An 18,441-nucleotide genomic window follows, 5' to 3' on the forward strand; every position below is an offset into this window, starting at 1 on the left:
CCGTTCACAGGCCCCGGTACTCCACTGCCGTGACGGCCCAGGTGAACCCCATGCCGCTGCTGGCGAGCAGCACGAGGTCGCCCTGCTCGAGCCGCTTGTCGTCCATGAGGCCGCGCAGAGCGATCAGCGGGTCGGATCCGCCCATGTGCCCGAGCCGGTCGTAGTTGAAGACGCTCTTCCGCTCGGGGATGCCCAGGTGCTTCAGCAACCGTTCGTGCATGCCCTTGTCGCCCTGGTTGATCAGGAGGTACGCCACGTCGGAGAGGTCCCTGCCCAGCGTGGACAGGACGTCCCCTACCCGGGCCGGGAAGTTCTCCAGGTAGGCGTCGGCGAGGCCGGTCCTGCGGCCGCGCCGGCGCATCAGGATCCGATCGTCCTCGACGTCCCCCGAGTAGTAGTCCGCCCAGGACGGGTCCGTGCGCATCGACGACGTCAGCACCTCGAAGGCGCAGTCGCCCCGGCCGAGGAGCAGGGCCGAGGGGGCGTCGCCGAAGTTGAACAGCGCCTTGGAGTCGGGATCCTGGTAGTCGACGAGTTGGCTGAGGCGGTCGCCGACGAGCACGAGGACGTACGGGCCGCCGCTCACGGCGAGTTCGTTGAGACCGGCACGTACGGCGGCCATGCCACCGTTGCAGAAGTTGGTCACCTCGAAGCAGTGCGCGCGGGAGATGTCCAGTTCCAGCGCGACCCGGGCGGCCGGTGACCAGAAGGGCTGGTCCCACTCGCCCGAGCCGGCGTAGATGACGTGACTGACCTCCTCGGGCGGCACCGCGTTGCGCTCCAGCACCGCCCGCGCGGCCTCGGCCGCCAGCTCCCACGCCTGTTCGTGATCCCCGAGGACGGGGAAGTCCTCGGTGTGTGTGATCGCGAGGATGTCATTGATCGGAACGCCGGATTCCGTGTGCATGTGGTGCGCGTCCACGCGGGAAGCGGGAAAGCGCACCTCGAAGTCGACTATGCCGCCCATGGCCCTCTCCGTTGTCGTGTCGTCGGGGTCGGTCCGCCCATCCGTGTCCGACCGCTCACCGGTCCCCTTCGTCCTCGGCGGAGAGCACGCGCAGCCGGTTCAAGTGGGTGAGACCTGTCAGGACCGAACGCGTCGGCAGTCCGAAGTCGATGAGACAGGCCACCTCGTCCACACCGATCTCCCGGAAGCGGTTCACGGTGTCCCGTACCTTCTCCGGCGTGCCCAGCAGACCGCCGCCGTCGTAGTAGCGGTCGAAGGAGCGGTTGACGATGAAGTCCACGTCCTCGGGAGCGAGCCGCGACGCGTCGATCCGGCGACCGTCCAGCTGGGAGCCCAGGAGCAGCCCGAGCGAGCTGCGAAGGTACTCGGACAGCGGACCGCGGACCTCCGCACGGACGGTGTCCTCGTCGTCCCCCAGGAAGGTGTGCACCATGAGGGCCACATGACCGGTCCACCCGTCGGACCTGCCCTGCTCCACGACCGCCTTGCGGTACTCGGCGATCTTCGAGGCGAGGTCGTCCAGGTCCTGGCCGAGGAGGTGGGTCAGCAGCCCGGCGCCGAGCCTGCCGGCGTTGCGGAAGGTCTCCGCTCCGCCGGCGCTGGTGACCCAGACGGGCAGCTCCGGCTGCACCGGAGGCGGGAACACGCCGAGCTGCTGTGTGGTGCCGACGCCGTCGGTCACCGTCAGCTTCTCGCCCCGCCAGAGCGCCCGTACCTGCTCCACCCGCTCCAGCAGCAGTTGCCGGCGGTTCTCGTAGTTCTCCGGGTAGAACGCGAAATCGGTGGCGTGCCAGCCGGAGGCGAAGGACAGCCCGACCCGGCCGTTGGACAGGTTGTCCACGACCGACCACTCCTCGGCGATCCGCAACGGATGGTGCAGCGGTGCCACCACACTGCCCGCGCGGACTCCGACCCGCTCGGTCACCGCGGCGACCGCCGCCGCCGTGACGGAGGGGTTCGGGTACAGGCCGCCGAAGGGGTGGAAATGCCGTTCCGGCGTCCACACGGCGGAGAAGCCGTTACGGTCCGCGAACCGGGCGCCTTCCAGCAGGAGCTCGTAGCGGTCCTTCTCCTTCTCGGTGCTGTCGTTGGCGAAGTAGAAGAGACTGAAGTCCATGGGTTCTTCTCTCCGGGCGGCCCAGGGCCGACCCGCTCGGCGGACGGACTACGCGACGGACTCTTCGACGCCGGAGGGCGGCGTCCGGCGGGTCCCGGCGGCCCATGAGGCCACCGCCGGCGCCACCAGTCCCGCGGCGAGCAGCAGGGCCGAGAAGACCAGCCAGCCGGCCGCGCCCAGACCGGCGATCAGCGCGGTGGCCAGCGCCGGCGTCACCACCGTCCCGAGCTGGGTGGACATACCGAACATTCCCTGGTACTGGCCCTGGGCGTGGTCGGGTGCCAGCCCGAAGGCGAGCGACCAGGAGCCGGCGCTGTAGAACATCTCGCCGACCACATGGACGATGGCTCCCGCCAGCAGAATCAGCACGGCGAGCCACACGGGCCGGTCCGCCGCCAGGGCGAAGAGCACACAGCACACCGCGAGCAGCACACCCGACTTGCGCAGCGTTCGGGCTCCGCCCGGCACGTCGTCGCTGCCCTTGCCAGCCCGCACCTGGAACAGCACGACCATGATGGTGTTGAGGATGATGATCACCGAGTACACCCACGTGGGCGCCGTCGTCCGGTCGGTCAGCCAGACGGGCAGCGCGACGGTGAGGATGGCGACGTTCATCACCAGGACCGAGTTGAGCAGCGCGACGAAGGCATAGGGAACGTCGCGCAGCACGATCCACTTCGAGCCGGACTGCTCCTTGGGCGCCGACGCGACCTGCGGCACGGTCAGGTAGGCCAGCCCGGACACCACGAACATCGCCCCGCCCGCGATCAGCAGACCGACGTAGCCGGTCCGGTTGTCGAAGAACAGGGCGACCGCCCCGGCTGCGGCCCCCAGTGACACGCCCAGATTGCTGACCGCTCGCATGTAGGACCAGGCCCGGACCCGCTCCTGCTGCGGAATCAGCCCGGCGATCAGCGCGCCGCGGGCCGCGTCCGTCGAGGACTCCGCCATCAGCGCCAGGCTTGTGACGATCACAAGGCCCGTGAACCCGTCGACGAAACCGTAGCCGCAGACGAACACACCGAGCAGCAGCAGGAAGCCCACCGTGGTGTTGCGCGGCCCGGCCAGGTCCGCGAGCCGGCCGGCCGGGATACTGGCGGCCATGCCCACCGCGGCACCGATCGTCATGGCCAGACCGACCCGTTCGGCGGGTATGCCCACGGTCCGCGTGAAGAACAGCAGGCTGACGGACATGAGAATGCCGTGGCCCGCTGTCTTGGCCAGGTTGCTCAGGCACAGCGTGCGCACCACGCCCTTGGGCGGGACGATGTTCTGGAGGATGGACACTGTGATCTCCTAGGCGACCGTGGACGCCGGATCCGGTGACATCAGGTCGGATGTGATGCGGAGCCGGTCGATCTTTCCGTTGGCGTTGAGCGGCATGGTCTCCAGATGCCGGAAGCGGCGCGGCACCATGTGGACGGGAAGCTGCCTGCGCAGCGCCCGGGCGAGGATGCCCGGCTCGGCCGGCTCGCCGGTGTAGCAGCCCACGAGCTCGGTCTCGTCCCCTCTGCGCAGCGCGACCACGACGGCCTGGCGCACGGCGGTGTGCCGGCGCAGGGCGGCCTCGATCTCGCCGAGTTCGACGCGGTAGCCGCGCACCTTCACCTGGTTGTCCAGCCGGCCCAGGTGCACGAGCTGTCCGTCCTCCCACCGCACCCGGTCGCCGGTGCGGTAGTAGTGCTCGGCCGTCAGCTCGCCCGTACCGTCGTACACGGCGACGCCGTCCCCGCCGTGCAGCAGGAAGCGCCCGCTGTTGTCGGCCGGGTCGAGGTAGCCGTCGAAGCGCTGGGACCCGCGCACCACCAGCTCGCCCTCCTCGGCGGGGCGGCCCTGCCCGTCGAGGACCAGATGCTCCAGGAAGCCGTAGACGGGCCCGATGGGGACCGTGTCGTTGGACGTCTTCGGCCAGTCGCCGATCTCGGCCGGCAGGGTGTACTCGGTGCAGGCAACGGTGAGTTCGGTGGGACCGTAGACATTCACGAGGGTCGCCCCGGGGGCCACCGCGTGCCAGGCCGCGGCCTGGTCGTACGACAGCTGCTCGCCGATGAACACGCTCATCCGCAGGTCGGTCGCCCGCCCCGCGCTCAGGCTGCCCAGCTCCTGCCCGACGGAGACCACGGACGGCACCGAGAACCAGTGCGTGATCTCGTTGTCCACCACGTAGTCGACCGGCGAGAGCAGTTCGGCCCGGTCGGGCACGACGAGGGTCGCGCCGGCGCCCCAGGTGACGAACAGGTCGAAGACCGACGGGTCGAAGGTGAGGTCGAAGGTGTGCGACATCCGGCAGCCCGGTCCGATACCGAAGCGCGCGATGTTGTGCGCGAGGTACGGCGAGACGTTGCGGTGCCGGACGGGCACGCCCTTGGGCCGCCCCGTCGATCCGGAGGTGAACAGCATGTACGCCACATCGTCCGGGGACGCCGTACGCGCGGGCAGCGGGCGCATCGGCGGGGTGCCCGCGCGCCCGGCGGACGCCACCTCGTCCGCGGCCAGCCGCAGTTCGGTCGGCACGGCACCGCCCAGCTCCTTGTCGAGCTGCGCGGAGTCGGCGGCGTCCGCGATCAGTACCTCGCTGCCCGCCAGTTCGCAGATCACGCGGTTGCGCGAGGCCGGGAATGCGGGGTTGATCGGGGTCACCGCGGCGCCCAGGCGGAGCGCCGCCAGGTAGCCGGACAGGGACACCACGCTGCGGGTCGCGATCACGGAAACCCTGCTGGGTACCGTGCCGTGCTCCTGGAGGATCCGGCCCGCGACCGCCTCGGCGGCGGCGCGCAGCTCCCGGTAGGTGAGCCGTTCGCCGCCGGCCTCGAGAGCCGGCTCACCGGCGTGGCGGGCGACGGAACGCTCGAACCACTCGTACATCGTCAGCACATCAGTCACGGCCCGGCTCCCCGGCAGGCCGGGGCGTCCCCAGATCGGGCGCGTCGAGACGCATCGTGGTGGGCGGATCCTGCCGGACGGGCTCGATGTGCAGCAGCTCGATCCCCTCCTGGTCCGCGGCATCGGCCTCGCCGGGGAGGACGTCGGAACGCTCTCCCTCGTACGGGGCGAACCCCGCGAAGCGGTAGGCGACCTCCATCATCCGGTTGCGTTCGGTGCGCCGGAAGTCCGCGAAGAGCCGTACCCCGGAGCGCGCCGCCTCGTCGACGAGCCAGCGCAGGAGCACCGTGCCGGCGCCGAAGGAGACCACCCGGCAGGACGTGGCGAGCAGCCTGAGCAGCCAGGCGCCGGCGTGCCGCTCCAGCAGCACGATGCCGACCGCGCCGTGGTCACCGAACCGGTCGCGCAACTGGACCACGAGGACCTCGTGCCTCGGGTCGGTCAGCAGGGCGCGCAGGTGTTCGTCACCGTAGTGGACACCCGTGGCGTTCATCTGGCTCGTACGCAGGGTCAGTTCCTCGACCCGGGCGAGGTCCGGTCCGGTCGCCCGGCGGATGGTCATCTCCAGGACCAGGGTGCGCAGGAACTCCTCGTCGGGCCCGGCGAACTCCTCACGGGCCGTCTCACGGCGGAAGCCCGCCTGGTACATCTCGCGGCGGCGGCGGGAGTCGACGGTGACGACCGGGCTGAACTCCGGCAGCGAGGCCAGCTCCGCGGCCTGTTCCGCCGGGTAGCAGCGCACCGCGGGCAGGTGGTGGGCGACCTCGGCCCGCTCGGCGGGCTGGTCGTCGACGAAGGCGATCGTGTCGAGCGCGAAGTTGAGCTGGTCGGCGATCCGCCGCACGGACCCGGACTTGGGACCCCACCCGATGTGGGGCAGCACGAAGTACTCGGCGATTCCCAGCTTCTCCAGCCGGGCCCAGGCGTGGTCGTGGTCGTTCTTGCTGGCCACCGCCTGGAGGATGCCGCGCTCGTCGAGGGCCTTGACCACTTCGCGTATCCGCTCCGGCAGCGTGACCTCCCCGTCCTCCAGGAGGGTCCCGTTCCACAGCGTGTTGTCCAGGTCCCACACCAGGCACTTGACCGCTTTGGCCGGTCCCGGCGGGGTGGAGGCGTCGGCCTCGTTCATCCTGTCCATCTCCGTCTCGCTTCCCGCTCTCGCCTCTGACACGGTCAGACCTCCCACAACGTCACGGCCCAGGCGGCGACCGGGCTGTTGTTCAGGACCAGCACGAGGTCGCCCTGCCGCAGCTCGCCGCGAGCCAGCAGCCGGTCGAGGTTCAGCACGACGTCCATGGCGCCCAGATGTCCGTAGGCGACCAGGTGCTCGTTGCAGACGGGATGGATGGGCAGACCGAGAAGGGACTCGTAGAACTGGTAGGCGCTCGCCGTCACGTTCTGCATGAGGGTCGCGGCGATGTCGTCCTTGGCCACGCCCGCCTCGGCGAGGACCTCGTCCACCATCCGGCCGAGCCGCAGCCGGCTGTGCAGGGCCAGGTCGAAGAGGTAGCGGTCCGCCGAACGGCACTCCTCGCGCCACTCGTAGGACGGCACCTGCTTGTAGTCGACCCGGAACAGGTCGTGGAAGGAGCCGTCGGTCTCCATGCGATGGGCCCGCAGTACGGGACGCCCGCCCCGCACCAGGGTCATGGCGCAGGCGCCGTCACCGATCACGGTGACCGGGTGGCGGACCCGGTCCAGGCCGGTGGGCCGGCTGCCGTGGGCGATCAGCACGCTCTGCCGTGAGGGATCGGCCAGCAGCAGGTCGCGGCCGAGTCCCCAGGCGGCGCTGGAGCCGGTGCAGCCGAGCCCGTCCACGGTGAACGCGAAGGCACCGTCGAGCTTGGTGTCCGCCTGCACGCGGCACACGTCGGAGCCGAGCAGCACATCGGGCGCGCGCGGAGCGACCAGCATCAGGGTGTCCGGCCGCCGCGGGGCACCGGGCGTGTCCTCGTCCAGCCGGGCCAGCAGGCCCTGGACGGCCTCGACCGCCAGGTCTCCGGCGGTACGGCCCTCAAGGACACCCACCGTCGCGATGCCGCTGCCCTTGAGGAACCCGGTTTCCTCAGGGCCCAGTTCGGGGACCTCCGGGAGGTCCTCCACGAGCACGCGCTCGGTGGGCAGCACACAGTGGATGGCGCCTATTCCGATGGTCATGACCACACCGCCAGTGCGTGCTTGCCCAGCAGCAGCTGGCTGATCTCGTTGCTGCCCTCGATGATCTCCATGAGCTTCGCGTCGCGGTAGGCGCGGGCCACCGGCCCGCCGTCGCCGGCTCCGGCCGAGGCCATCACCTGCACAGCCCTGGCAGCGCCGCGCGCCGCCTGCCCGGCCGCCAGGTGTTTGGCGGTCACGGCGGCGGTCACCAGTTCGGGGCTCCCCTCGTCCCAGCAGCGGCTGACGTGCTCGCAGCAGCGGGTGGCGGCCTCCTGGGCGACGTGGAGCTCCGCGAGATGCCGGGCGACCAGCTGGTGCTCGGCCAGTACGGCACCGAACTGCTCCCGGGTGGCGGCGTGCCGGCAGGCCGCCCGCAGGCAGGCGCGCAGTATGCCGACGCAGCCCCAGGCCACCGAGATCCTGCCGTAGGTCAACGCCGAGGTCACCAGCCAGTCGATGGGCAGACCGGCGCCGCCGAGCAGGCTGTCGGCGGGCAGCCGCACCCCTTCGAGCCGGATGCCGGCGTGGCCCGCTGCCCGGCAGCCCAGCGGATCGGCCACCCGCTCCAGGCCGACGCCCGGGGCGTCGGCGGGGACGACGACCGCGGCAGCTCCCGTGCCGTACCGCCCGAAGACGACCAGGAGGTCCGCGTACGCACCGACGGTGACCCACACCTTGCGGCCGTCGACGACGACGGTGTCGCCCTCCCGCCGGATCGTGGTCGCCATGGCGGCGAGGTCGCTCCCGGCGCCGGGCTCGCTGAACGCGACCCCCGCCAGCTGACCGGACGTCAGCGCGCCCAGGTACGCGGCCTTCTGCTCCTCGTCGCCGAAGCGTTCCACGGTCCAGGCGGCCATGCCCTGGGAGGTCATCACGCTGCGCAGGGAGGAGCACAGGGAGCCGACGTGCGCGGTGAGCTCACCGCCCGCGACGCTGCTCAGGCCCGGGCCGCCGTACCGCGCCGGGACCTGGGCCGTCAGCAGGCCCTTGCCACCCAGCTCGCGCAGCAGGTCGCGCGGCAGTTCTCCGGCCAGGTCCCAGGCGTCCGCGCGGTCGCCGACCATGTCGGTGGCCAGCCGCTCCAGTTCCGGCCGCGCCGCGTCCGGGGCCGGCACGGGCTCCCGCGGCTTCCGTTCACGCATCGGTACCGCCGCGCAGGCGCAGGACGAGTTCGGTCATCCGGTTCACGGTGCGGAAGTTGTCCAGGGTGAGGTCCGGGCCGGCCACCCGCACCACGAAGGTCCGTTCCACGTGGACCAGTAGTTCCATGGCGAAGAGCGAGGTGACCAGACCGGTGGCGAAGAGGTCCACGTCGGGAGCGACATCGGTCCTGGTACGCCCTTGCAGGAACTCGGTCAGGTTCTCGCGGATCGACCGGGCGGTCTCCGCCTGGCCGGTGTGGGTGGTCATGACGCGCTACCTCCGTACTCGAAGAATCCGCGGCCGGTCTTGCGGCCGAAGTCGCCGGCGGCGACCTTGTCCAGCAGCAGGGCGCAGGGCTCGTAACCGGCGTCGCCGGTACGCTCGTGCAGCACACGCAGCGAGTCGACCACGTTGTCGAGGCCGATCAGGTCGGCGGTGGCGAGCGGGCCGGTGGTGTGGCCCAGGCAGCCCTGGAAGGCGGCGTCGACGGATGCCGGGGAGGCGATGCCGTCGGCCACGATGCGAGCCGCCTCGTTGATCATGCGCTGGAGGATCCGGTTGATCACGAAGCCCGGTCCGTCACCGACGACGATGCCGTTCTGCCCCAGCGTCCGGAGCAGGGCGCCGGCCGCGGCGACGGCGTGCTCCCCGGAGCGCGGCCCGCGAATCAGCTCCGCCGTGTGGATCATGTAGGGCGGGTTCATGAAGTGGATGCCGACGAGGTCCTGCGGCCTGCGCACCGCGTCCGCCTGTTCGTCGATGGGCACGGCGGAGGTGTTGGAGACCAGCAAGGTCCCCGGGGCGACCAGCGCGGACGCCTCGGCAAGTACCTTGGCCTTCAGCGGGGCGAGTTCGGTGACCGCCTCGATCACGGTCGTGGCCCCGGCGATGTCCGCCAGGCGGGTGGTGACGACCAGGTCGCCGGTCGCGCCCTCCCGGGGCAGCTTGCCCATCATCCGGGCCAGCCGCAGCTGGTTGGCTATGTCGGTGCGGGCCCTGCCGAGGACATTCTCGTCGAGATCGACCAGAACGACGGGCAGACCGTGGCCGACGGCCAGGGTGGTGATGCCCTTGCCCATGACGCCGGCGCCGATCACCGCGAGCCGGTGGACCGGCTTCTCCGGGCCGGCCTGCGGGCTCTGCGCGGCGCCGGGGGTGTACCTGTTCTCGTTGCCGGTGTCGCTCATATCTCCTCCTTCGCGGCGTTCCGCGCGCCCTCGGCCGCCAGTTCGGGCAGCAGGGAGCCGATGTCGTCGGTCCGGTGGGCCAGGAACGACAGTCCCCTGCGCAGCTGCTCACCGGTGACGGCGGGGGACAGCCGGGAGCGGCGCAGCCAGGGCTGCCAGCCCTTTGCCTGGACGCCCGCCTCGTCGAGTTCGTGACCCTCCATCTCGTACAGGGCGGTGGCGGAGAGCACCTTGCTGCCCGTGGCCTGGGCCTGCTCGGCGATCAGCCGCTGCCACTCGGTCAGCGGCACGACGCGGGTGGGCAGACCGGCCTCCTCCAGGGCCGCGAACAGGTCCTCCAGGCTGGGCGAGGTCTCGTCCACCAAGTGGTACGCGCGGCCGACGGACTTGGCGGACAGCATGAGTTCGGCGACCGCGCGGGAGAGCACGTCCACCGGCGAGACCGGCATGCCGCGGTCGTCGACCGGACGCGCCCCCACCACCAGGCCACTGGTGAGCAGGAACCAGATCAGGTCCTTGTCGTTGCAGGCACCGGACTGGGAGGAAGCCATGATCAGGCCGGGCCGGAAGAGCCGGACCCGCATACCGTCCTGGTCCGCGCGGTCCAGAATGCGTTCGCCGACCCACTTGCTCACGCCGTACCCGCCCAGCTGCGGGTCCAGCGCCTGATCGCGGGTCTCCAGCAGCCGTCCCTCGGGCCCGGCGGGCGCGGTGGCGGCGACCGTGGAGATGAACCCGATGTCACGGATGCCCAGGGGACGCATCCAGTTGAGCAGCCCGACCAGCGGCAGGACGTTGTCCTCACGCAGTATCCGGTACGGCTCGGTGAAGACGACCTTGGCCGCGCAGTGCAGGACGTGCCCGATCCGCGTGGCCAGCTCACCGCCCCGGTACTCCCCGCACACGGTGCCGATGTCCCGCAGATCGCCAGGGACCGCGTGCACCCGCTCCGGATCCGGCTCCGGCAGTCCGAACTTGGCCGCGGCGGCCTTCAGCCGGGCCATGCCCTCGGTTTCGTCCGCGGCCCGTACCACGCAGTAGACGCGGCCCTTGGAGGCGGAGACCAGTGCGTCGAGGAGGAAGGCGCCGAGGTAGCCGGTGGCGCCGGTGAGCAGCACGTCCCGGCCAGGGGCCGACTGCTTGGCCAGCGGCTCCAGCGGGATCTGCAGGTCCGCGTCGATCATCGCCCCGTCGCCGTCGGCGGCGGGGTCGACCTCGGCGTCGCCCAGCCCGGCACCGTTCTGCAATCCGGAGACCATCTGCGCGAGTCGGCGGAGGGTGGCCTGGCTGCCGCCTGCCCGGTGGATGTTGACGAGGACGCCGTGCCGCTGCTGGATCTCCAGAACCATCCGCACGGACAGCAGGGAGGTGCCGCCCAGGGAGGCGAACTCGTCGTCGAGGCCGATGGTGTCGTGACCGAAGAGCTCCTTCCAGAGCTCGGTCAACTGCGCCTCCATGGTGGTGGGCGCGGCGCCCGCGGCGCCCGCCGCGGAACCCGGCCCGGCCGGGGCGCTCACGCCGGTGTCCGGCGGGAGCGTCGCGGGCTGGTCGAACCCGGGCAGCCGGTCCAGGGCCCAGTGCCGCTTGCGGGTGAACGGGTACGTCGGCAGCGTCACCCGGCGCCCCCGCCCGTCCGCCAGCGCGTCCCAGTCCACCTCGACGCCGTACAGCCAGGCCGCTGCCGCGGCCTCGTCCAGGAGCTCGGCCACGGCGTTCTCGTCCGCGTCGGCGCAGGACTCCGCGGAGATCACATGACGGTCGCCGGCCGGCTCGCCGTGCCCGGCCAGGAGCACGAAGCGCCCTTCGGACTCGTTCTCCAGGGGGCCGGTCACGAACGGTGTACCGGCCGGCAGCGCCGTCTTGAGCCCCGCCACGAGCGCGGCGGGCGGCTGCGGTGCCCCGGCCGGCGGAAGCACCACCAGCGCGGAGCGCGCACCGTCGATCCGCCTGGTCCGTACGGAGGGCGGACGCGGCAGCCGGAGCGCGGCGGTCAGCCGGTGCGCCGGAGCGGTGACCACCCGTCGCTCGTCGAAGGCGGCCCGGCCGACCCGGAGCGTGTGGGCGACATCCTCGGCGGGCAACTCGCCCTCGTCGAGGGCGTCGGCCATCCCGCGGGACTGCTGGTCCAGCTCGGCGCGGGTGCGGGCCGACAGGACCAGCCGTACCGTGGACCGCCGCGGCGCGACGGGCCGGACCGGCCGGGGCGGCGGGGCGAGCACCACGGCGGCGTTGGTGCCGCCGACGCCCATGGAGTTCACGAGCACATGGCGCTCGGGCTCCGCGCAGTGCTCGGGCGCGGTGGTGACGAAGAACGGGCTCTCCTCCAGGATGCCCGGGTCGCGGGGCCTCTCGAAGGTCGGATGCGGCGGAATCTTGCCCGTGCGCGCCACATGCACCGCCTTGATGAAGCCCGCGATGCCGGCCGCCGGGCCGGTGTGTCCGATGTTGGACATGACCGAACCGAGACCGCAGTAGCCGCTCTTGGCCGTGGTGGCACGGAATGCCCTGGTGAGGGCGATGAGTTCGATGTTGTCGCCCACCGGGGTGGCGGTGCCGTGGGCCTCGACGTACCGGAGCCGGTCCGCGGAGACGTCGGCGGTGCGCAGCGCGGCGGCGACCACGTCGGCGACGCCGTTGGGGCTGGGGGCGACGAAGCCGAGCCGGTCCCCTCCGTCGTTGCCGACCGCGCTGCCGCGGATCACCGCGAGCACCTCGTCACCGTCGGCGAGGGCGTCCTCCAGACGGCGCAGGGCGACCACGCCGACGCCCGAGCTGTAGGTGGTACCGGTGGAATTCGCGTCGAAGGAACGGCAGTAGCCGTCCTCGGAGAGCACTCCCCCGAGCTGGTACCGGTAACCGCGGAAGGGCTCCAGCACGGTGGCGCCGCCGGCCAGCGCGATGTCGCACTCGCCGGACAGGAGGCTCAGGGTGGCGTAGTGCACCCCGTACAGGGAGGAGGAACAGCCGGTCTGGATGCTCAGGGCCGGGCCCCGAAGGCCCAGCTTGTAGGCGACCCGGGAGGTCATGAAGTCGGCCTGGCCGCCAACGGTGAGCTCCAGGTCGTCCACCGCGGCGCGCAGCCCGTGCTGCCGGGCCTTGGCGGCGAGCAGGGCCGCCGAATAGTTGCCCGCGGCACTGCCGGCGAAGACACCGGTCACCGGCCCGTTCCTGCGTGCCGGGTGTCCCGCGGCCTCCAGAGCCTCCCAGCACGCCTCCAGGAAGAGCCGCTGCTGGGGGTCGATCGTCTCTGCCTCGCGCGGCGGGTAGCCGAAGAACTCGGAGGCGAATTCCTCCACTCCCGGCAGCGAGGTGGCCACGCCCACGAAGGCGGGGTCGGCGAGCATCTCGTCGGTGACGCCGGCGGCCTTGAGCCGCTCCGCGGGCATCTCCCGCATCGAGATGACGCCACGGTCTATGTTCTGCCAGAACTCGTGCGGGGTGGTGGCGTCCGGGTAACGGAGGCCGACACCGATGACCGCGATGTCCGTGCTGTTCGTCATGGATGTGTCCCGTTCGTTCGCCATCACTCGGATACGAGCTGGCTTCGGCGCGCCCGGCTCAACAGGCCCTCACGGTTGTGCGCGCCCAGCCGGGCGGCCGGCTCCTCACCGGTCCCGTCGGAGCCGGCGAGCAGGGAGACCTGCGCCTGGACAGTGCTGTGCTGGAAGAGGTCGGAGACCTTCAGGGTGTGGGAGGCGAGCGGGTGGAGCTCTTCCCAGAGCATGATGAGCAGCAGCGAACTCCCGCCCGCTTCAAGGAAGTTGACATCGTCGGGGACGTGGTCCGCGCTGTCCAGGTCGAGCACGTCGGCCCATGCCTGCCGGACCTTGAGGAGAAGTTCCGTCCGGTTCGGGGCCGACGCCTGCTCGGCTGTGGCGTCATTCACGACATGCTCCTCTTGAGTGGATGCGAATCCGGGTCGGCGACCAGGTCCGCGGCTGCCACCGCCATGTCGGCGAGCAGCGCGCGCACCGTGTCCTCACGGAACAGGCCGGTGTTGTAGGAGAAGGCCAGTTCCATGTCGTGCTCCCCGTGCTCCGTCACCACGAGTTCGAGCTCGTACTTCAGGTGCAGCGGGTCGAGCGGCAGATAACGGCCGGTGTTGCCGGGGCTGAGTTCGTCCGGTACAGGTGCCTTGTTCTGGGAGCTGAGGTAGACCGGCGTGAGGGCCGGCCGGCTCAGGTCGCGGTCGGGGTGCAGTTCGGCGGCGAGCGCGTCCAGCGGGACGTGGGCGTTGCGGTACGAGGTCATGCAGCTCTCCCTGACCCGGGCCAGCAGATCGGCCCAGGTGGTGCTGTGCCGCAGGTCCACCCGCAGCACCAGGGTGTTGACGAGCATGCCGACCGCCTCCGCGCTGCCCCGGGTCTCCCGGCCCGCCCAGGGCAGGGCGAAGAGGAAATCCCGCTGGCCGCCGAGCCGGGCCAGGGTGACCGCGAGCAGCGCGGCACTGGTCATGAACATCGTGCAGCCGAAGGCCCCACTGGTGACCGTGCGCAGCTTGGTGACCACCTCACCGCCGATCCAGGTGGTGCACAGCCCGGCGTTGGTGGTCTGCAGTTCGCCGCGCGGCCGGTCGTGCGGCAGGACGACATCCACCGGTGCGCCGCGCAGGTGCTCCTGCATCGCCGCCGTCTGCGCGGCGGTGTCCGCGTCGGTGGGCGTGTCATGGGCGGTGTCGAGCAGCGCGGGGTGCACGGCATCCCGCAGTTCCGGTTCGCGTCCGCTGGTGCGGGCTCGGTACACCTCGGCGATTTCGGCCATCAGCAGGTCACGCGACCACCCGTCGGCGACGATGTGGTGCACCACGAGCACCAGCAGTGTGCGGTCCTCCCGCACCACGATCTCCGCCTGGGCGGGGGTGCCCCGCGCCAGGTCCATCGAGGCCCAGCAGAGCCGGGACAGGTGCGCCCGCAACCGTGCCGCGTTCCAGCCGGAGGCGTTCGTGACGCGCGTGTTCGCCGGTACGCCGTCCGTGCTGTAGTACACCTGCCGCTTGCGGCGGTCCAGGAAGAACCGGGAGCGCAGCGAGGGGTGCCGGGCGAGCACCGCGTCCACCGCGGCAAGGAGCGCGTCCTGGTCCACCGCGCCGGTGTACTCCACGACGGTGGGAATCAGGTATGCCGCGCGCAGCGAGGGCAGCCGGTCCAGGAACCAGAACCGCTGCTGGATCGCGGACGCCGGGTGCCGCTGGTCGTCGGTGACCGTGACGGCCGGCGGACGGCCGGCGCCGGACGAGGCGCTCTCCCCGTCCTCGGCCCCCGCGGCGGCGAGCAGCCGGCCGAGACCCCCGACCGTCGGGTCGGCGAGGAAGTTGCGGGGCGAGAGCACGAGACCGTACCGGCGCTGGGCGGCCGAGAGCATCGTGACAGCGAGCAGCGAGTGGCCGCCGAGCACGAAGAAGTTCGCGGTGGGTGCCAGAACCGCCGGGTCGACCGCCGGGCCGGGGTGGTCCCGGCCGGAGAGCGCGGCGGCGAAGAGTTCGGCCGCTCGGCGCTCGTCCGCTGTCTGCCCGGGCCGCTCGGCGGGTGCGGCGGAGGGGGCCGTCACCGGATTCGTCGTGCCGCTTCCGGACGTCACGGGGACGCGTACGGCGACGGGCCGGGGCAGCGGTGGCAGCGCCTCGGCGTCCGGCTCCCCCGGCAGCGGGGGGAGCTCTCGCAGCGGGGCCGAGGATTCCTCGACGACCCGCTCCAGCAGTTGCGCCAGCCCGTCCGCCACGGCCTCGGCCGTCTGCGCGGGGTAGCGGTCGGTGTCGTACTCGACGGTGACGAGGAGCCCGTCCTCGGTCTCGTCGACGATCAGCAGCAGATCGAACTTGGCGGTACCGGTGCCGAGCACCTCGGGTGGCGTCCACCGGGTGTGCGCCGACCGCGGAACGGTCGTGTTCTGGTAGACGAACCCGATGTCGACCAGGGGCCGTCTGCCCTCCCCCCGCGCCGCGGTGGCGGACGCGGTGAGCCGGTCGAACGGAATGCCCTGATACGTCAGCGAGCGGAACGCCTCGCGCCGGGCGGCGCCGCACAACTCGGTGAACGACTGTTCCGGGTCGACCCGGCAACGCAGCGGCACCGTGTTGACGAAGAACCCCACCGCCTCTTCGAGGTCGGCGTGCGCCCGGTTGGCGGTCATCGTCGCGAGCAGGAACTCGCTCCGTCCCGACCAGCGGTGCAGGACCGCCTGGAACGCCGAGGCCAGCACCACATAGGGAGTCACCCGCAGCGAACGTGCCAGCTGTGCCACGCCCTTACGGACCTTGTCCGGAACGCCGCGGGCGACCTGCCGTCCCGGGCGGGAACCGTCGGGGGCGGCGAGGGCCGGCCTGCGTCCGGCCAGCTCCAGGCCCACGGGAATGCTCAGCAGCTCCGCGACCCGGTCCTCGACCGCTTGCCGAAGGACGGGATCGTCCGCCGTGCGACGCTCACGCGCGGCGAAGTCCTTGTAGGCGGCGGGCAGGGCGGGCAGCGCCGGGTCGCGGCCGTCCAGGGCCGCGTCGTAGGCCGCCGCCAGGTCGTCGAAGAGCGGGGCGAGCGACCAGCCGTCCAACGCTATGTGATGGGCCGTCAGCAGGACGGCGTCCCCGCCCTCCGGCAGCCCCCGCCACACCGTGCAGCGCAGCAGCGGTCCTTCGGCCAGATCGAAGGGCAGCCGGCCACGGGCCGCCGCCTCCGCGCGCACCCGTGCCCCGGCATCCGCCGAGCCCGCGACGTCGACGACCTCCACCTCGACGGGGCGTGCCTCCAACACCCTCTGTACGGGCCTGCCGTCGTCCAACCGGAAGACGGTCCGCAGCGGCTGGTGCCGTACCGTGACCGCTTCCAGGGCACGGGCCAGTGCCGCGGCGTCCAGCGGCTGGTGGGAGCGGAACAGCAGCGGGACGTTGTAGGTGGCGTTCCCGGGGGCCGCGGCGTCCACGAACCACAGCCGCTCCTGTGCGAAGGACAGTGGAAAGACCGGCGGCTCGACCCGCGCGGCGGTGTTCCCGGTGTCGGTTCCGGCCGTCACGATGCGGTGACCTCCCGCCCCGGTCCGGCCGGCTCGGAGCCGGCCGCGAGACCTTCGCCCGGAAAAGTGCCGGCCACATGGACGGCCAGTTCCCCCAGGGTGTCGCACAGCAGCACCGCGCCCGCGTCGACGGGTGCGTCGAGCCGTTGCCGGGCCCTGGCGGCCACCTGCATGGCGAGGATGGAATTACCGCCCAGTTCGAGGAAGTTGTGCTCGGGGAGCACCTGCTCGGTGCCCAGCACCTCGCGCCAGACATCGCCGAGCACGGCCACGAGCTCAGAGGTGACGGGCGGCTGCGCCGAGGCGGTTTCAACCGTGGGGGCGGAGCCGGCCGGGTCCGGGGCAGAGGGCGCGGCCGAGAGCAGCTTCAGCAGCTGCGCCCGGTCGGCCTTGCCGGTGGAGCCGAGCGGGACCCTGTCCAGCACCAGCCAGCGGGCGGGGCGCATGTAGGTGGGGAGGGTCCGGGCCAGCCTCGCGTCCAGCAACGCGGGCAGTTCGGCGACGGCACCGGCACCGGCCGCGGCGAGCCCGTCCGCGGACGGCAGGACGAAACCGGCCAGGGACGCGGCCGGGCCCTCGCCGACCTTCTCCACGAAGGCGGAGTCGGCGAGCCCGCAGTCCAGCGCGGCACGCTCGATCTCCTCCAGCTCGATGCGGAAGCCGCGCAGTTTGACCTGTCGGTCGCTCCGGCCGAGGAGTTCGATCGCCCCGTCCGGAAGCCGCCGGCCGGTGTCACCGGTGCGGTAGATCCGCTCCCCGTTCGCGGGAAGGGTGGTGAACCGCTCGGCCGTGAGCTCCGGGCGACGCAGGTAGCCGAGGGCGACGCCGGGGCCGCCCACGCACAGCTCGCCGGTGTCACCGGCCGGGACCGGCTTCAGGTCCTGGTCCAGCAGGTGGAGTGTGGTGTCCTGGAGCGGGTAGCCGACGGGGATGCGTTCCAGGCCGGCGAGGCTGTCCTCGGTGCAGTCGAAGTAGGCGGCGAAGGTCGTCGTCTCCGTCGGTCCGTATCCGTTCACCAGCCGGCCCGGCGGTTCGGCCGCCAGTACCTTCCGCACGGCCGCCATCTCCAGCTGTTCGCCCCCGACCACGAGGTTGCGCAGCGTGCCGAACGCGTTCGGACGCTCCCTTGCCACGGTGTGGAACAGGGAGGTGGTCAGGAACATGGTGTCGATCCGCTCGCCGCGGATCAGCGCCGTCCAGTCGTCGAGGGGCAGGTCGGTGGCCGAAGGGAAGACGACCACCGTTGCGCCGGCGGTGAGGGCGTTCCACAGTTCGAACGTGGTGGCGTCGAAGGCGGGATTGGCGGCGCTGGCCACCTGGTCGCCGGGCTCGACGTCGCAGAATCTGGACCGCAGGGCCAGCCGCAGCACCGCGCGGTGGGGGACCACAACGCCCTTGGGCCGCCCGGTCGAGCCGGAGGTGAAGGACACGTACGCGGGGTCGTCCCCCTGGCTCCGCACCTCGGGCACCGGATGCCCCGGATCCTCGTAGAGCACGGGGAGCGGTTCCACCCCGCGGGGCAGCCAGGACATGAGCTCCGCCCAGCGGCCGTCCGGCCCGGCCAGCGCGTCCTGGCGGGGCGAGTGGACGGCCCAGCGCGTGCCCGACTCGGCGACGATGCCGGCAAGCCGGTTCTTCGGGGCGAGCCCGTCCAGCGGGAGGTAGGCGGCGCCGCAGCGCAGGATGCCGAGGAAGGTCACGACGAGGTCGACGGACCGGTCCTGGGGGACCGCGACCAGATCCCCGCGACGGACCCCGCTCCGCGCCAGCTCCGCGGCGAGCCACCCGGCCCGCTCCCACAGTTCGCGATACGAAAGCCCCTCCCCTTCCGCCGGATCACGTACGGCACAGCCGCCGGGTCGCTGCTCGACCTGTTGTGCCACGACGTCATGCACGCTCACAGCTGCCATCACAGCCCCACCCTCACTCCTGCACTGGAATTCCGGCCCCGGAAGGATCGAAATGCGCACGCCGCTGTCGCCATT

At 71.8% G+C, this 18,441-nt stretch carries 13 protein-coding genes; all 13 read right to left on the minus strand.

Annotated elements, in window-relative coordinates; all coding sequences use genetic code 11:
- Nucleotides 1-4 precede the first annotated feature (4 nt).
- From BFF77_RS02150 to BFF77_RS02210, 13 genes are read right to left on the minus strand one after another with little or no spacing between them, the layout of a single operon-like run.
- Complete coding sequence (locus BFF77_RS02150; RefSeq protein WP_066943192.1) at nt 5-967, minus strand: 3-oxoacyl-ACP synthase III family protein; 963 nt, start codon at nt 965-967, stop codon at nt 5-7.
- 55 nt (nt 968-1,022) lie between these two features.
- Nucleotides 1,023-2,084: a MupA/Atu3671 family FMN-dependent luciferase-like monooxygenase gene (locus BFF77_RS02155; protein ID WP_066943195.1), complete on the minus strand. Its 1,062-nt coding sequence runs from the start codon at nt 2,082-2,084 to the stop codon at nt 1,023-1,025.
- A 48-nt stretch (nt 2,085-2,132) separates the two neighbouring features.
- Nucleotides 2,133-3,371: an MFS transporter gene (locus BFF77_RS02160; RefSeq protein WP_079124747.1), complete on the minus strand. Its 1,239-nt coding sequence runs from the start codon at nt 3,369-3,371 to the stop codon at nt 2,133-2,135.
- A 9-nt stretch (nt 3,372-3,380) separates the two neighbouring features.
- Nucleotides 3,381-4,967, minus strand: a complete 1,587-nt coding sequence (locus tag BFF77_RS02165; protein ID WP_211280133.1) for an amino acid adenylation domain-containing protein — start codon at nt 4,965-4,967, stop codon at nt 3,381-3,383.
- Nucleotides 4,960-6,096, minus strand: a complete 1,137-nt coding sequence (locus tag BFF77_RS02170) for an HAD-IIIC family phosphatase (protein WP_066943197.1) — start codon at nt 6,094-6,096, stop codon at nt 4,960-4,962. The genes BFF77_RS02165 and BFF77_RS02170 overlap by 8 nt, the downstream gene beginning before the upstream one ends.
- 44 nt (nt 6,097-6,140) lie before the next feature.
- Nucleotides 6,141-7,124, minus strand: a complete 984-nt coding sequence (locus BFF77_RS02175; RefSeq protein WP_066943199.1) for a 3-oxoacyl-[acyl-carrier-protein] synthase III C-terminal domain-containing protein — start codon at nt 7,122-7,124, stop codon at nt 6,141-6,143.
- Entirely contained in the window at nt 7,121-8,266 is a 1,146-nt protein-coding gene (locus BFF77_RS02180) for an acyl-CoA dehydrogenase family protein (RefSeq protein WP_079124748.1), read from the minus strand. Before BFF77_RS02180 ends, BFF77_RS02175 begins: the two co-directional genes overlap by 4 nt.
- On the minus strand, nt 8,259-8,534 hold the full coding sequence (locus tag BFF77_RS02185) for an acyl carrier protein (RefSeq protein WP_066943201.1): 276 nt from the start codon (nt 8,532-8,534) through the stop codon (nt 8,259-8,261). Before BFF77_RS02185 ends, BFF77_RS02180 begins: the two co-directional genes overlap by 8 nt.
- Nucleotides 8,531-9,454, minus strand: a complete 924-nt coding sequence (locus tag BFF77_RS02190) for a 3-hydroxyacyl-CoA dehydrogenase family protein (RefSeq protein ID WP_079124749.1) — start codon at nt 9,452-9,454, stop codon at nt 8,531-8,533. The genes BFF77_RS02185 and BFF77_RS02190 overlap by 4 nt, the downstream gene beginning before the upstream one ends.
- Nucleotides 9,451-12,954 (minus strand): beta-ketoacyl synthase N-terminal-like domain-containing protein, encoded by a 3,504-nt coding sequence (locus BFF77_RS02195; RefSeq protein ID WP_066943255.1) that lies wholly within the window; start codon nt 12,952-12,954, stop codon nt 9,451-9,453. Before BFF77_RS02195 ends, BFF77_RS02190 begins: the two co-directional genes overlap by 4 nt.
- A 23-nt stretch (nt 12,955-12,977) precedes the next feature.
- Nucleotides 12,978-13,340, minus strand: coding sequence for a phosphopantetheine-binding protein (locus BFF77_RS02200; protein WP_066943203.1), 363 nt, complete (start codon nt 13,338-13,340; stop codon nt 12,978-12,980).
- The gene (locus BFF77_RS02205) at nt 13,337-16,456 is read right to left on the minus strand and encodes a condensation domain-containing protein (protein WP_169922595.1); all 3,120 of its coding nucleotides are present in this window, start codon (nt 16,454-16,456) and stop codon (nt 13,337-13,339) included. Before BFF77_RS02205 ends, BFF77_RS02200 begins: the two co-directional genes overlap by 4 nt.
- Nucleotides 16,453-18,366 carry a non-ribosomal peptide synthetase gene (locus BFF77_RS02210; RefSeq protein ID WP_079124751.1) on the minus strand — a complete coding sequence of 638 codons (1,914 nt, stop codon included), beginning with the start codon at nt 18,364-18,366 and terminating at the stop codon, nt 16,453-16,455. The genes BFF77_RS02205 and BFF77_RS02210 overlap by 4 nt, the downstream gene beginning before the upstream one ends.
- Between the last annotated feature and the right edge of the window lie 75 nt (nt 18,367-18,441).

Origin of the sequence: Streptomyces lushanensis (assembly GCF_001700515.1) — a bacterium.
Taxonomy (GTDB): Bacteria; Actinomycetota; Actinomycetes; order Streptomycetales; family Streptomycetaceae; genus Streptomyces; species Streptomyces lushanensis.